14 protein-coding genes are annotated in these 14,493 nt (G+C 24.8%); 11 read left to right on the top strand and 3 right to left on the bottom strand.

Annotated elements, in window-relative coordinates; translation table 11 throughout:
• Window positions 1-10: 10 nt before the first annotated feature.
• From GQV94_RS03060 to GQV94_RS03040, 5 genes are all read left to right on the top strand, one after another.
• Window positions 11-1,222 (top strand): alpha-2,3-sialyltransferase, encoded by a 1,212-nt coding sequence (locus tag GQV94_RS03060; protein WP_200169494.1) that lies wholly within the window; start codon window positions 11-13, stop codon window positions 1,220-1,222.
• Window positions 1,222-2,259 carry an N-acetylneuraminate synthase family protein gene (locus tag GQV94_RS03055; protein WP_200169493.1) on the top strand — a complete coding sequence of 346 codons (1,038 nt, stop codon included), beginning with the start codon at window positions 1,222-1,224 and terminating at the stop codon, window positions 2,257-2,259. Before GQV94_RS03060 ends, GQV94_RS03055 begins: the two co-directional genes overlap by 1 nt.
• On the top strand, window positions 2,256-3,374 hold the full coding sequence (neuC, locus tag GQV94_RS03050; protein ID WP_200169492.1) for a UDP-N-acetylglucosamine 2-epimerase: 1,119 nt from the start codon (window positions 2,256-2,258) through the stop codon (window positions 3,372-3,374). Before GQV94_RS03055 ends, neuC begins: the two co-directional genes overlap by 4 nt.
• Before the next feature lie 76 nt (window positions 3,375-3,450).
• Window positions 3,451-4,137, top strand: a complete 687-nt coding sequence (locus GQV94_RS03045) for an acylneuraminate cytidylyltransferase family protein (RefSeq protein ID WP_200169491.1) — start codon at window positions 3,451-3,453, stop codon at window positions 4,135-4,137.
• A 51-nt stretch (window positions 4,138-4,188) separates the two neighbouring features.
• Window positions 4,189-5,001 carry a glycosyltransferase family 2 protein gene (locus GQV94_RS03040; RefSeq protein ID WP_200169490.1) on the top strand — a complete coding sequence of 271 codons (813 nt, stop codon included), beginning with the start codon at window positions 4,189-4,191 and terminating at the stop codon, window positions 4,999-5,001.
• Here GQV94_RS03040 and waaF read toward each other — a convergent pair.
• From waaF to waaC, 3 genes are read right to left on the bottom strand one after another with little or no spacing between them, the layout of a single operon-like run.
• On the bottom strand, window positions 4,984-5,937 hold the full coding sequence (gene waaF, locus GQV94_RS03035; RefSeq protein WP_200169489.1) for a lipopolysaccharide heptosyltransferase II: 954 nt from the start codon (window positions 5,935-5,937) through the stop codon (window positions 4,984-4,986). The two genes, GQV94_RS03040 and waaF, sit on opposite strands and share 18 nt — an antisense overlap.
• Window position 5,938: 1 nt before the next feature.
• On the bottom strand, window positions 5,939-6,826 hold the full coding sequence (locus GQV94_RS03030; protein ID WP_200169488.1) for a lipid A biosynthesis lauroyl acyltransferase: 888 nt from the start codon (window positions 6,824-6,826) through the stop codon (window positions 5,939-5,941).
• Window positions 6,816-7,838, bottom strand: coding sequence for a lipopolysaccharide heptosyltransferase I (waaC, locus tag GQV94_RS03025; RefSeq protein WP_200169487.1), 1,023 nt, complete (start codon window positions 7,836-7,838; stop codon window positions 6,816-6,818). The genes GQV94_RS03030 and waaC overlap by 11 nt, the downstream gene beginning before the upstream one ends.
• A gap of 63 nt (window positions 7,839-7,901) precedes the next feature.
• Between waaC and GQV94_RS03020 the strand changes: the two genes are divergently transcribed.
• From GQV94_RS03020 to pglJ, 6 genes are read left to right on the top strand one after another with little or no spacing between them, the layout of a single operon-like run.
• The gene (locus GQV94_RS03020) at window positions 7,902-8,696 is read left to right on the top strand and encodes a 3'-5' exonuclease (RefSeq protein ID WP_200169486.1); all 795 of its coding nucleotides are present in this window, start codon (window positions 7,902-7,904) and stop codon (window positions 8,694-8,696) included.
• Window positions 8,697-8,741: 45 nt separating this feature from the next.
• On the top strand, window positions 8,742-9,728 hold the full coding sequence (gene galE / locus GQV94_RS03015) for a UDP-glucose 4-epimerase GalE (RefSeq protein WP_200169485.1): 987 nt from the start codon (window positions 8,742-8,744) through the stop codon (window positions 9,726-9,728).
• Window positions 9,722-11,422: a BC-type lipopolysaccharide transporter PglK gene (gene pglK / locus GQV94_RS03010; RefSeq protein ID WP_200169484.1), complete on the top strand. Its 1,701-nt coding sequence runs from the start codon at window positions 9,722-9,724 to the stop codon at window positions 11,420-11,422. Before galE ends, pglK begins: the two co-directional genes overlap by 7 nt.
• Window positions 11,419-12,486 carry a GalNAc-alpha-(1->4)-GalNAc-alpha-(1->3)-diNAcBac-PP-undecaprenol alpha-1,4-N-acetyl-D-galactosaminyltransferase gene (gene pglH, locus GQV94_RS03005; protein ID WP_200169483.1) on the top strand — a complete coding sequence of 356 codons (1,068 nt, stop codon included), beginning with the start codon at window positions 11,419-11,421 and terminating at the stop codon, window positions 12,484-12,486. The genes pglK and pglH overlap by 4 nt, the downstream gene beginning before the upstream one ends.
• A complete protein-coding gene (gene pglI, locus GQV94_RS03000; protein WP_200169482.1) occupies window positions 12,467-13,408 on the top strand; it encodes a GalNAc(5)-diNAcBac-PP-undecaprenol beta-1,3-glucosyltransferase in 942 nt (313 codons plus the stop codon). Before pglH ends, pglI begins: the two co-directional genes overlap by 20 nt.
• A complete protein-coding gene (pglJ, locus tag GQV94_RS02995) occupies window positions 13,396-14,493 on the top strand; it encodes an N-acetylgalactosamine-N,N'-diacetylbacillosaminyl-diphospho-undecaprenol 4-alpha-N-acetylgalactosaminyltransferase (RefSeq protein WP_200169481.1) in 1,098 nt (365 codons plus the stop codon). Before pglI ends, pglJ begins: the two co-directional genes overlap by 13 nt.

Here is a 14,493-nt window from a genome sequence, read left to right as displayed (position 1 = left end):
AAGAGAAAGAATGAAGAATTTAATTGTAGCGGGTAATGGTCCTAGTTTAAAAAATATTGATTATAAAAGATTACCAAAAGATTATGAAGTTTTTAGGTGTAATCAATTTTATCTTGAAGATAAATATTACCTAGGTAAAGACATTAAGATGACTTTTTTTAATCAAAGTTTTTTCTTAGAACAAATTTATACTGCTAAAACTCTTATAAAAAATAAAGAATATAAAATTGATAATTTTATTTGTTCTAATTTTAAACTTCATAGTATTTATGAAAATCATTTAAATTTTATAAAGTATTTTGATTATTTTTTTCCAGATGCTAATTTAGGCAGTAGTTATCTTGAGAAATTAAAAGAATTTAATGCTTATATTTGTTATAATGAACTTTATAAGGATAAACGTATAACTAGTGGAATTTACATGTGTGCTGTTGCAGTAGCTTTGGGTTATAAAAAGATTTATTTGAGTGGAATTGATTTTTATGAGGGTAATATAGATTTTTCAACAGGAAAAAATGTTTATGCCTATAATGCCAATAAACAAAATTATAATAAATTAATAGGAGAAAATAAAGTTCCATCTTATTTTCATAGTAAGGATACTGATTTAAAGGCTTTAGAATTTCTTGCTAAAACTTATAATGTTTCATTTTTTTCTTTAAACCCAGAATCAATTTTAGCTAAAAATTTTAGTTTAGCTCCATTAACTAATAATTCTTTTATACTTTTAAAAAAGACACAAAATGCCTTAGATGATATTCTTATCCCTAAAGAAACTCCTTTTATAAAGCTTTATTATGATAAAGTTCTTCAGACTAAAAACCCTAATCAATTAGAAATTAAAAAGAAAAATAAAATTAATATATTTTCAAATGTTAAAAATAATTTTAACCAACGTTCAGCTAAAGAAAGAATTCAAAATCATCTCTCATATAAATTAGGTAATGTTTTAATTGATTTAAGAAATTTAAGTGATTATATTAGGTTACCTTTTATATTATCTTATATTATTTATAGACATTTAAAAGATCAAAGACGCTATAAAAAAAGAATCAAACAAAGTCCATCATTAAAATTACCGCCTTTGGAGTCTTATCGTGACTATAAGGAAGCTTTAAAAATAAAACGAACTTTAGCTTATAATTTAGGCAGTATTTTAATTAAACATCCTTTTACTTTTTTATTTAGAATTAAAAAAATTAAAAAAGAATGGAAAGAATAATGCAAATAAAAATCGAAAATTTAACTATATCTGAACAAAATTCTCCTTTAGTTATCCCAGAAATTGGTATTAATCATAATGGTAGTTTAGAGTTGGCAAAACTTATGGTAGATAGTGCCAAAAGAGCGGGTGCTAAGATTATTAAACATCAAACTCATATTGTTGAAGATGAAATGTGTGTTGCAGCTAAAAATGTAATCCCAGGAAATGCGAATGTGAGTATATATGAGATTATGCAAAAGTGTGCTTTAAATTATAAAGACGAGTTGGCTCTTAAGGAATATACTCAAAAGCAAGGACTTGTTTATCTTAGTACTCCTTTTTCAAGGGCGGCTGCAAATAGACTAGAAGATATGGGAGTTAACGCTTTTAAAATAGGGTCTGGAGAATGTAATAATTATCCACTGATAAAACATATTGCAAATTTTAAAAAGCCTATGATTGTAAGCACAGGAATGAACAGCATTGAAAGTATAAAACCAACTATAGAAATTTTAAGGGCTAGTGAAATTCCTTTTGTATTGCTTCATACAACCAATCTTTATCCAACTCCTATGAATCTTGTAAGATTAAATGCTATGCTTGAACTTAAAAAAGAGTTTTCTTGTTTGGTGGGGCTTAGTGATCATACTACTAGCAATCTTGCCTGTTTAGGAGCTGTTGCTTTGGGTGCTTGTATGCTTGAGAGACACTTTGTAGATACTATGGATAGAAGTGGTCCTGATATAATTTGCTCTATGGATGAAAGTGCTTTAAAAGAGCTTATAATTCAAAGTGAACAAATGGCAATAATGCGTGGTTTAAATGCTAAAAAGAACGCAGTAAAAGAGGAGCAAGTTACTATTGATTTTGCTTTTGCAAGTGTTGTTAGTATAAAAGAAATTAAAAAAGGTGATATTTTTTCTTTGGAAAATATTTGGGTGAAAAGACCAGGGGTTGGTGGGATTAGAGCTAGTGAATTTGAGAGTATTTTAGGCAAAGTTGCTTTAAGAGATATTGCAAAAGATGTGCAGTTAAAATATGAGGATTTTCAATGAAAAAAATTGTTTTTATTACGGGAACTAGGGCTGATTTTTCTAAAATTAAATCTTTAATGATAGAGATTGAAAAATCAAATGAATTTGAACTTTTCGTCTTTGTTACAGGGATGCACATGAGTAAGAATTTTGGATATACTGCAAAAGAAATCTATAAAAGTGGATTTACAAATATTTATGAATTTATTAACCATGACAAATACTATCAAATGCCAGCAGCTTTAGCTTCAACTATAGACGGTTTTTCTAAATTTGTTAATGAAATAGAACCTGATTTAATTGTAGTGCATGGAGATAGAATAGAGCCTTTGGCTGGAGCTTTAGTCGGAGTATTAAATAATATTTTAGTTGCTCATATTGAAGGGGGCGAGTTATCTGGAACTATAGATGATAGTATAAGACATTCTATCTCAAAGTTAGCTCAAATTCATTTAGTCAATGATGAATTAGCTAAAAAACGTTTAATACAACTTGGAGAAGATGAGAATTCAATTTTTATTATAGGCTCTCCTGATTTGGATATTTTATCTGATAATTCTATTAGCATTGAAGAAGCTAAGGCTTATTATGATATTACTTTTAAAAACTATGCTATAGCTACTTTTCATCCTGTGGTAACAGAGCTTGAATTTATTAAAGAGCAAAGTGAAAAATTTGTAAATGCTTTAATTAAAAGCAAGAAAAATTATATAGTGATTTATCCTAATAATGATTTAGGCTTTGAGTTTATTTTAAAAAGTTATGAAAAACTTAAGAATTTATCTTGTTTTAAAATTTTTCCATCTTTAAGATTTGAATATTTTATTACTTTATTAAAAAATGCAGATTTTATTATAGGAAATTCAAGTTGTATTTTAAAAGAAGCTGTTTTTTTTGGAGTTGATGGAATAAATATAGGCTCAAGACAACAAAAAAGAAATGGTTTAAAGAAAGTTATACAAAGCTCTTATGAAAGTGACGAGATATTAAAAGCTATACAAAAAGTAAAGAAAAAAGAAAAAACTATTTATAAAAAAATAAAAGAAAAAAGTAGTGCTAAATTTATAAAACTTTTAAAAAGTGGGATGTTTTTTAAAATTTCTAAACAAAAAATATTTAAAGATTTAAAAATATAAATATAGAATTAGATCATAATTGAAATTAAAAAAAATGTAAAATAAACTAGTAATTTTTTAAAATTAAAGGATAAAAATGTCAAATAAAACTTTGGCTTTAATTCCTGCAAGAGCTGGATCAAAAGGTATTAAAAATAAAAATTTAGTTCTTTTGGCTAACAAACCATTAGTTTATCATACTATTAAAGCTGCTAAAGAAGCAACTTGCATTGATAAAATTGTTTTAAGTAGTGATGGAGACGAAATTTTAACTTATGCAAGGAGTCAAGGAATTGATACCATTGAGCGTCCTAAAGAATTGGCGCTTGATAATACTACAAGTGATAAAGTGATTTTGCATGCTTTAGAAATATATAAAACTTATGAAAATATAATTTTGCTTCAACCTACATCACCTTTTAGAACAAGTAAACATATAGATGAATCTTTTTATCATTTTATGCAAAAAAATGCTAATGCACTTATCAGTGTTTATAAAGAGGATAATAAAATTTTAAAAGCTTTTACTATAGATGAAAATAAAAATTTAAAAGGAATTTGTAATGATTTTTATCCTTTTATGCCAAGACAAAAACTTCCAAATGTTTATATGGGTAATGGGGCTATTTATATTTTAAAAATTAAAGAATTTTTAAAAAATCCTAGTTTTTTACTTAAAAATACTACTTATTTCGAAATGGATAAACAAAGTAGTTTTGATATAGATACTTTAGAAGATTTGAAAAAGGCTAATGAATTTTTTAAAAATTTTGATTTTTATTAAAGCCATTTTTTAAGACAATTAGTCTTTTTAATTTGTAAAAAAAGGTTAAATATGCCTCAAATCTCTATCATACTTCCAACCTTTAATGTAGAAAAATATATAAAAAAAGCTTTAGATAGTTGTATAAATCAAAGTCTTAAAGATATAGAGATTATTGTAGTAGATGATTTAGGAAGTGATAATAGTATAAATATAGCTAAAGAAGAAGCTTTAAAAGATAAAAGAATTAAAATTATTCACAATGAGAAGAATTTAGGAACCTTTGCAAGTAGAAATGTAGGAGTATTAAACTCAAGCTCAGCTTATATAATGTTTTTAGACCCTGATGATACTTTAGCTTTAAATGCTTGTGAGTTAGCTTTAAAAGAGATTAAAGATTTTGATTTGATTTGTTTTGATGCTTTAGTACATAGAGTAAATACCAAACAATTTTATCGTTTTAAACAAAATGAAAATTTTAATCAATCTGAGTTTTTGAATTTTTTACTCCAGCAAAGACATTTTTGCTGGAGCGTTTGGGCTAAACTTTTTAAAAAAGATATGATATTTAAAGTTTTTCAAAAAATAAATCCTTATGAAAAATTAAGCTATAGCGAAGATATGTTTTTTTGTTATATGTATTTTATGCAGTGTGAGAAAATAAGAATCTGCAAAGAGCTTGTTTATTATTATGAATTTAATGAAAATGGACGCTATGAAAGTAAAAAATTTTTATATCAAAATTATTTAGATAAGCAAAAAAGTTTTAAATTTATAAAAGAATTTTCTTTGGAATTTAAAAATGATATATTTCATAAGAATTTATTTGAAATTTTAGAAAAAGAGCTTAATGATTTGAAAAATAGATTAGATAGAATAGTTTAGCAATTTTTTAGCTTCTTTGATTACGATATCAGGAGTTAAGTCTTTCATACATTTATGGTGTTTTAAGGGGCAAGTTTTTTGCATACAAGGCATACAAGCTAAATTTAAATGAACGATTTTAGCATTTTCATTTTGCCAAGGCGAAGTTTGATTAAAATTTGTAGATCCAAAAATAGCTATAGTTTTTACTTTATATACAGCTGCTATATGCATACTACCGCTATCATTGCTAATAAATAAATCACAAAATGCTATATTTTTACAAAGGCTATTTATACTTGTTTTAGAACATAAATTTTTTACTTTAATACCATCTTTTTTTAAAATATTTTCTATGCTATTGCAAATTTCTTCTTCGCTTTTTACTCCAAAAATAACAATTTTATGCGTTTTAGCAAATTCTTTTGCCACTTTAGCAAAATAATTAGCTTCCCATCTTTTTGCACTTCCATAATGAGCACCTGGATTTAAAGCTAGAATTTTTTTATCATCTTTTAAAGTAATATTGCATTTATATTTTGGCAAAATAGGAAGTCTTAATTGTGTTGAATTGGTTTTAAAATTAAAACTTTTTTCTATGAAATATAAATATTTTAAAACCTGATGTTCATCTTTATTTTGTTTTTTATTAAAATAAAATCTTTTTTTACTTTTAATTAAATTTAAAATAATTTTACTTGAGAATGCTGATCTAAATGAGATGGCAATATCGCATTCTCCTATAAGAGATCTTTGTTTTAAAATATTTAAATATCTATGTTTTTTATCTTCTATGATTGTTTTAGAATTTTTTATATTTTTAAAAAGTTCTATACTTACAAAGGAACCATAAAAAATAATTTGAGCTTTAGGAAATTTTTCAAGTAAAGCATAAATAGCTACACTAGACATTACAGCATCTCCTAGCCAAGTAGGAAGATTTATAAAAATTTTCATTTTACGCCTTAAGATACAAATCTTTATTAAAACTTCTAAATCTTTTATGGAAGAAAAAATACTCATCAGGTTTAAATTTGATCATTTCTTCGCAACATTTTGCCTGATAAGAGGTTAATTCTTCTAAACTTTTAACATCTCCATCAAGGGCTTTAAAGCATTTTATATGATATTTATTGTCATTGCCTTGATAAATAAAAGCAGGTAATAATAGAGCTTTAGTTTTTTTTGCAATTAAACTCGCCCCAATTAAAAAATTGACTTTTTTATTGAAAAAATCTATTTTTATCCCTTCATTATCAGAGCAATCTTGATCTGTTAAAATTCCTAATGTTCTTTTTTCTTTAAGAGCTTGAAACATTTTTTTAATCCCACCTTTTTTATCAATTAATTCTATATCAAATTGAGTGCGATTTTGGGCTAAAATTTTATCCATTTTTTTGCTATCTAATTTTCTTCCTACTATGGACATGGCTCCAAATTTAGCAGAAAATGCCAAAGAACAAAGTTCCCAATTTCCATAGTGAGCTGTTGTTAAAATTAAAGCTTTATTTGAATTTAAGGCATTACATAAAAGTTCTTCATTATCAAATACAACTTTTTTAAGAATTTTTTCTTTATTAGTATTTTGATTTTTAATGCAATCAAGTCCAAATTTGGCGAAATTTTGATAAATTTTTAAAGCAATTTTCTTTCTTTCTTTTGAACTTTTTTGTGGAAAACAAATTTTTAAGTTAATATCAATAATTTTTCTATGTTTTTTATTAAGACAAAAAACAATAAATGCTATATTTTTAGCAAAAAAATCTAAAATAAAATTTGGAAAAATAAAAACAATAAATTTTAAAATATAATAAATCATAAGATAAAGATTATCTTTATTTTTCATTTAATAATTCCTTAGTAATTTCAAAAATATCTTGTGCATCAATATTTTCAATACAAAAATCATTTTTATCAATATGCTTAGCATCTAAAATTTTCTTTTTTGCATCAATAATTTTATTAACTTCTGTTACAAAAGCATTTCTTTGACTTGGTGTTGCTCCAAAAATAGTTATAGAAGCTTTATTGAGAGCAAAAGCTAAATGAGTAGGTCCGCTATCATTTCCTATAACTAAATCTACGGCTTTTGTAAGTGCAATTAATTCTTGTAAATTTAAATTTCTAAGTAGAACAATATGATCGTTTGGATAAAAATTTTGAATTTCTTTTGCAATTTCATATTCTTTTAAATTTCCCCAAGCAAGAAAAATTTTTGAATTTGCTATATTATCGTTAATTTTTTTGCAAAGTAATGCAAAATTTTTAGCTGGATAAATTTTATTTTTTGCGCTTGATCCAACGTGTATAAGTATATTATGTTTGTTTTCTTTTAGTTTAAATTCTTGTATAAGTTTCTCTTTGATAATATCATCAGCATAAAAAACATCTTTTTTAAAAAAAAGATTTTTTATATCAAAATCCTCATTAAATACAAAAGAAATTAAAGCCAAATAACGCACAAAGACGTTTTCATTATAATTAATATTTAATTTTTGATTATAAAAATTATGAGCAAAACTTTCTTTAAGGCTATTTTTACTAAAACCAAAGTTATTTTGATTTAAAATTCGACTTATGATAGCTGATTTAATAAGCCCTTGTAAGTCTATTACTACATTATAATTATTTTTTCTTGCTTTAAAAAGTATTTTTAGTGTTTTTGAAATTTTTTTATTTTTTAAAGGTAAAGGATATATTTTATCAATTAAAGGATGATCTTTTAAAATATCTTTAAATCTTTCATCAACAAACCAATGAATTTCTATATCTTTTTTAAATTTTTTAATAAATTGTAATACTATAGCACTTTGGATAATATCCCCAAGTGCTGATAACCTAACAATTGCTATTTTCATTAAAAACCTAAAATACTAAAATTTTGTTATGATTTTATCAAATTTATTTAAAAAAGGGTTAAAATGAATCAAGAAGGTTATATTTGTATTTTTGATTGTGAAAGTATCCCAGATACTGAACTTATAAGAAAAACTTTAAATTTAAAAGGAAATGATTTAGAAATTTCTAAAAAAGCTTTAGAACTCCAAAAAGAACAAACTTCTAGCGAATTTTTACCCTTGCCTTATCATAAGATTGTAAGTATTTGTGCAGTTATAACAAATAGTTTTGGAAAATTTATTAAAGTCAATAAAATTGATGGCGATGATGAGCAAAGTATGATTGCTAATTTTTTTAAATTTATTGATAAGTATGAGCCAAAATTGGTTAGTTTTAATGGTAAAAATTATGATATGCCTTTACTTGTTTTAAGAGCATTAAAATATAATATCAAGGCTAATACTTATTTAGATACCATTACAGATAAATGGAATAATTACAAAACGCGTTTTTCTGAAAATAAACATTGCGATTTGTTTGAATCTTTTGGATCTTATCGTGGTTTAAAACTTGATCTTATTTGTGCTATGGCGAATTTACCTGGAAAATATGAAATTCACGGCAATGAAGTTCTTGATTTATTTTATGAAAACAAATTAGAAAAAATTCATGAATATTGCGAAAGCGATACTTTAAATACTTTTATGTTATTTTTAAAATACGAATTTATTAAAGGTAATATCAATGAAAATGATTTTATTGACTCTTTAAATACAATGAAAGAATTTCTTATACAAAAAAAACAAGATCGTTCTTATGTTGATATTTTTATTAAAGCAAGTGAAGATGAAATTTCTAAAATAAAACTTAGCATTTAATCAAATATACTAGAATATTATTTTAAGTAAAAAAAGGAATAAATGATGAAAATTTTAATTACTGGTGGAGCAGGTTATATCGGATCGCACACTTTAAGACAATTTTTAAATACAAATTATGAAATTTGTGTGTTAGATAATTTATCTAAAGGAAGTGAAATTGCAATTAAAGATTTAAAAAGTATTAGAGACTTTAAATTTTTTAAACAAGATTTGAGTGATTTTAAGGCTATTAAAGAACTTTTTAAACAAGAAAAATTTGATGCAGTAGTTCATTTTGCTGCGAGCATTGAAGTATTTGAAAGTATGCAAAATCCTTTGAAATATTATTTAAATAATACGGCTAATACAAGCAATCTTATACAGACTTGTTTAGAAAATAATGTTAAAAATTTTATTTTTTCTTCTACTGCAGCAACTTATGGAGAACCTCAAACTTCTGTAGTAAGTGAAAAAAGTCCTTTAAATCCTATTAACCCTTATGGAAGAAGTAAGCTTATGAGCGAAGAGGTTTTAAAAGATGCTAATATGGCTAATCCTTCTTTTAAATATTGTATTTTAAGATATTTTAATGTTGCGGGTGCTTGTATGGATTTTAAATTAGGACAACGTTATCCAAAAGCAACTTTACTTATAAAAGTAGCAGCAGAATGTGCTGCCAATAAACGTGATAAAATATATATTTTTGGAGATAATTATAATACCAAAGATGGAACTTGTATAAGAGATTATATTCATGTAGATGATATTTCAAGTGCTCATTTATCAGCTTTAGAATACTTGCAAAATAATGAAAGTAATATTTTTAATGTAGGTTATGGTCACGGTTTTAGTGTAAAAGAAGTGATTCAAACTATGAAAAAAGTAAGCGGTGTAGATTTTAAAGTAGAACTTGCTCCACCACGTACAGGAGATCCTAGTGTTTTAATTTCAAATGCAGATAAAATTCGTTCTTTAACATCTTGGAAACCAAGATTTGATAACTTAGAAATAATTTGCAAAAGTGCTTTTGATTGGGAAAAACAGTGTTAAAAAAACTTTTTTTTATTTTAAATAAAAAAGATAAGAATTTTTTATTTTCTTTGTTGGTTTTTTCTATTTTTATTTCATTTATGGAAACTTTTGCTATATCTTTAATAATGCCTTTTGTTACTTTAGCCAGTGATTTTTCTTATTTTGATAAAAATGAATTTCTAATTATTATTAAAGAGTACTTAGCTTTGCCTACTTATAAAATCATTGTTTATTTTGGATTAATTTTAGTTTGTTTTTATATAATACGTGCTTTATTAAATTCTTATTATTTCCATCTTTTAGCAAAATTTTCCAAAGGAAGGTATCATAGTATATCTTATAAAATTTTCTCAAAATATCTTCATATTAATTATGAGAATTTCACACAAAAAAGTCATTCTGAGTTACTAAAAAATGTCACAGGAGAAGTTTATAATCTCAGCACAATGATCTCTTCTTTTTTGCTTATGATGAGTGAAATTTTTGTTGTTTTATTGCTTTATATTTTGCTACTTTTAATTGATTATAAGATTACTTTAGCTTTAAGTATTTTTTTGTTTTTAAATGCTTTTATTTTAATGCGTATTCTTTCTCCTCTTGTTAAAAAAGCTGGATTAAGGCGTGAAGAGGCAATGAAAAATTTTTTTGAAATTATTAATACAAGTTTAAATAATTTTAAATTTATTAAATTAAAAATTAAAGAAAGAGCGATTTTGAAACTTTTTGAACAGCAAAGTAAGAATTTTAGTAAAGCAAATATAAGCAATGAAAGTATTGCCGCTTTGCCAAGAATATATCTTGAAGCCATTGGATTTTGTGTTTTGATTTTTATCGTTGTTTTTTTGGTTTTTAAAAATGAAGGAGATATTTCTAATATTTTAGCCACTATTTCTATTTTTGTTTTAGCGCTTTATCGATTGATGCCTAGTGCAAATCGTATTATCACAAGTTATCATGATTTACTTTATTATAGGTCTTCTTTAGATATTGTTTATAATATTTTAAATCAAAAAGAAGAACAACTAGAAGATGAGAATATTACTTTTCAAAAAGAGATTCGTTTAGAAAATATAAGTTTTGCCTATCAGAATAAAAATAATTTATTTACTCGTTTAAATTTAAGTATAAAAAAAGGTGAAAAAATAGCATTTATCGGTGAGAGTGGATGCGGAAAAAGCACTTTAGTTGATATTATTATGGGCTTATTAAAGATAAAAGAAGGAAAAATTTACATTGATGATAAAATATTAAATGAAAACAATATGAAAAGTTTAAGATCTAAAATAGGCTATATTCCACAGCAAATTTATCTTTTTAATGATAGCATTGCTAAAAATATCGCTTTTGGTGATGAAATTGATTTTGATTTATTAAAAGAAGTTATCAAACAGGCTAATCTTGAAAAATTTATTAAAAGTTTGCCTAATGGAATTCATACAAAAGTAGGAGATGGTGGAAATAATTTAAGCGGAGGACAAAAACAAAGAATTGCTATTGCAAGAGCTTTATATTTAAAACCTGAAATTTTAATTCTTGATGAAGCAACTTCTGCTTTAGATAATGAAAGTGAAATGAAGATTATGGAAGAGCTTTTTAAAATTTCTAAAGATAAAACTATGATTATTATTGCTCATAGGCTTTTAGGTATAGCAAAGTGTGATAAAGTTTATAAATTAGAGAATTCAAAGCTTATTTTAGAGAGACAAAAATGAAAATTACTTTTATTATAGCTACTTTAAATTCTGGTGGAGCTGAGAGGGTTTTAGTGACTTTGGCAAATGAGTTTTGCAAAGAGCATGAGATAAAAATTATAAAATTTCATTCTGGAGAATCTTTTTATCCTTTGAATGCAAAGATAAAAGTTAAAACCTTGCAACAATTTAGATTTGATAATATTTATCATAAAATTGCCAGTCGTTTTAAAAAATATTTTGCATTAAGAAAGGCTTTAAAGGAAGAAAAAAGTGATATTTTTATCTCTTTTTTAGATACAACTAATATTGCTTGTATATTTGCAAAAATAGGCATAAAAACCCCTTTAATAATTTGCGAGCATAGTAATGAGGCTTATTTAAAATCAAAAATTTGGCGCTTTTTAAGAAGAATTGCTTATCCTTTTTGTGATGTTTTAAGTGTATTAGGATATAAGGATAAAGAATTTTATGAAAAATTTGTTAAAAAAGTTATTGTGCTTGCAAATCCAACTCATTTTTATTTGCAAAAAGAAAATTTTGAAAAAGAAAATCTTATACTTTTTATAGGACGTTTAGATCACAATAAAAATGCTTTGATGTATTTAAAAGCTATTGCAAATTTAGATGAGAATTTAAGAGAAAATTATAGATTTTTAATTCTAGGAGATGGAGAATTAAAACAAGAATTAGAATATAAAGCTAAAAGTTTAAATATTAAGGTGGAATTTTTAGGTCGCGTGAAGGATGTAAAAACTTATTATTCTAAAGCTAAAATTTTATGTCTTTGTTCTTTTATGGAAGGTTTGCCAACGGTTTTAATTGAATCTTTATATTTTGATGTAGCTCGTATAGCAACTCATTATTATAATGGAGCAAATGATTTAATTGATGATAGTAAAGATGGGTTTTTAATCAATTGTGATGATGAAAAAGCTTTAGCTGAAAAAATGTCTTTGTTAATGCAGAATGAATCTTTAAGAAAAGAATTAGTTTTAAATGCAAGAAAAAGATGTAAAGATTATGATATTTTGCATATAAAAGAAAAATGGATGAAGGTGATTAATGAGCTTGGAATTTCCTAAAATTTCTGTTATTATCCCTACTTTTAAGCGTCCTTTATTGCTTAAAAAGGCATTAAAAAGTGTGCAAGATCAAGATTTTAAAGACTTAGAAATTATTGTTAGTGATGATGAATTAAATTCTCAAAGCGAAAAAATTGTGCAAGAATTTATGCTTAATGATGAGCGTATAAAATACGTTAAAAATACTAAATATAAACACGGCCCTAATGGCAATAAAAATAATGGCTTAGATTATGCTAAAGGAGAATTTATTACTTTTTTAGATGATGATGATGAGCTTTTGCCTAATGCACTTAGCGTTTTAATAGAAAAAAGTAAGCAAGGTTATTCTCATATTTTTGGAAATTGTTTAATTGAAGAAAATGGCATTTTAAAAGAAGAGTTAAGCGGTAAAGGCTTTACTAAAGATAGTGAAGTAACAAAAAAAGACTTTTTAATGGCACGATTTTATGGAGAGTTTTTATCAATTTTTAAGAAATCTTTGCTTAAAAATCATCGTTTTAATGAAGAATTTTATGGAAATGAGGCAACTCTTTGGGTGCATTTATATGATGAAAAAAGTTTTTATATTCATAAAGCATTAAGAATATATAAGATTAATAGAGAAGATAGTGTAACTTTAGGAGCTATTAAAAATTCAAAAAGAGTTTATCTTGGTTATTTAGAGCTTGCTAGGATAGTTGAAGATGAGCTTTTAAAAAGTAAAGATAAAGATTATAAAAAACAATGTGCAAATTATTATAAAATGGCGGCTTATTATGCTAAGTTAGCCCATCTTTATAAACAAATGTATTTTTGTCTTTATAAAAGCTTATGGATTAAATTTAATACACCTGCCTTAATCTTACTAAGTTTAAGTATAATTCCAAATAAGATTATTATTTTTTTATCAAAAGTTAGAGTGAGTTTATGCAAAAATTAGCTATTTTTATTTATTCTTTAGGCAGTGGTGGAGCAGAAAGAGTTGTTGCAACCTTATTGCCTATTTTAAATATGAAATTTGAAGTACATCTTATTTTAATGAATGGTAAAATTTCTTATGAAATTCCAGAATGTAAAATACATTTTTTAGAAAAATCATATCCTAATGAAAATTCTTTGATGAAATTTTTAAAACTTCCTTTTTTAGCCTTAAAATATAAAAAACTTTGTAAAGAATTAAATATTGATATACAATTTGTTTTTCTTAATCGTCCTAATTATATTGCTTTATTAGCAAGAATGTTTGGATTAAAAGTAAGATTGGTGATTAATGAATGCACAACTCCTAGCGTGATGTATGCTAAAAAAAATTTTAATTCTCTTATTAATAAAGCTTTAATTTATTTTTTATATCCTAAGGCCGATTTAATCTTACCTAATTCTATGGGAAATTTAGAAGATTTAGTGCAAAATTTTAATATTAAAAAAGAAAAATGTAATATTTTATATAATGCTATTGATTTAGAAAATATAGAAAAAAAATCTTTAGAACCTATTAAATTAAAAGATAAGTTTATATTAAGCGTAGGAAGATTAGATAAAGGAAAAAATCATACTTTATTAATTAGAGCTTATGCGAGATTAAAAACAGATTTAAAGCTTGTTATTTTAGGAGAAGGAATTTTAAAAAATGAACTTGAAAAATTAATTTTTCAATTAAATTTAAAAGAAAAGGTTTTGCTTTTAGGTTTTGATAATAATCCTTATAAATATATGTCTAAATGCGAATTTTTTGCTTTTGCTTCAGTGTTTGAAGGTTTTTCTAATGTTTTAATTGAAAGTTTAGCCTGTTCTTGTGCGGTAGTTTGTACAGATCATCAAAGCGGAGCAAAAGAGTTGTTTGGCAATAATGAATTTGGTCTTTTGGTGGAAGTAAATAATGAAGAGAGTATGTATGAGGGTTTAAAATTAATGCTAGAAGATGAAAATTTAAAAAATATTTATAAAAATAAAGCAAAACAAAGGGCATCAGAGTTTGATAAAGTTAAAATCGCAAGAGATGCTTTAAAATATTTATTAGGGTAG

This window comes from Campylobacter sp. TTU_617 (genome assembly GCF_016599045.1).
Lineage (GTDB): Bacteria > Campylobacterota > Campylobacteria > Campylobacterales > Campylobacteraceae > Campylobacter_D.
The sequence above is the reverse complement of the archived record's forward strand: the minus strand, read 5'-3'. Positions and strand labels throughout refer to the sequence as shown.

What these genes read in the sequence shown, in the direction of transcription:
- GQV94_RS03030 (WP_200169488.1), bottom strand. Translation starts at nt 6,826, where the DNA reads ATGAAAAATAAAGATAATCTTTATCTTATGATTTATTATATTTTAAAA.
- GQV94_RS03020 (WP_200169486.1), top strand. Translation starts at nt 7,902, where the DNA reads ATGAATCAAGAAGGTTATATTTGTATTTTTGATTGTGAAAGTATCCCA.
- galE (WP_200169485.1), top strand. Translation starts at nt 8,742, where the DNA reads ATGAAAATTTTAATTACTGGTGGAGCAGGTTATATCGGATCGCACACT.
- waaC (WP_200169487.1), bottom strand. Translation starts at nt 7,838, where the DNA reads ATGAAAATAGCAATTGTTAGGTTATCAGCACTTGGGGATATTATCCAA.
- GQV94_RS03045 (WP_200169491.1), top strand. Translation starts at nt 3,451, where the DNA reads ATGTCAAATAAAACTTTGGCTTTAATTCCTGCAAGAGCTGGATCAAAA.
- waaF (WP_200169489.1), bottom strand. Translation starts at nt 5,937, where the DNA reads ATGAAAATTTTTATAAATCTTCCTACTTGGCTAGGAGATGCTGTAATG.
- GQV94_RS03055 (WP_200169493.1), top strand. Translation starts at nt 1,222, where the DNA reads ATGCAAATAAAAATCGAAAATTTAACTATATCTGAACAAAATTCTCCT.
- pglH (WP_200169483.1), top strand. Translation starts at nt 11,419, where the DNA reads ATGAAAATTACTTTTATTATAGCTACTTTAAATTCTGGTGGAGCTGAG.
- GQV94_RS03040 (WP_200169490.1), top strand. Translation starts at nt 4,189, where the DNA reads ATGCCTCAAATCTCTATCATACTTCCAACCTTTAATGTAGAAAAATAT.
- pglJ (WP_200169481.1), top strand. Translation starts at nt 13,396, where the DNA reads ATGCAAAAATTAGCTATTTTTATTTATTCTTTAGGCAGTGGTGGAGCA.
- neuC (WP_200169492.1), top strand. Translation starts at nt 2,256, where the DNA reads ATGAAAAAAATTGTTTTTATTACGGGAACTAGGGCTGATTTTTCTAAA.
- pglI (WP_200169482.1), top strand. Translation starts at nt 12,467, where the DNA reads ATGAGCTTGGAATTTCCTAAAATTTCTGTTATTATCCCTACTTTTAAG.
- GQV94_RS03060 (WP_200169494.1), top strand. Translation starts at nt 11, where the DNA reads ATGAAGAATTTAATTGTAGCGGGTAATGGTCCTAGTTTAAAAAATATT.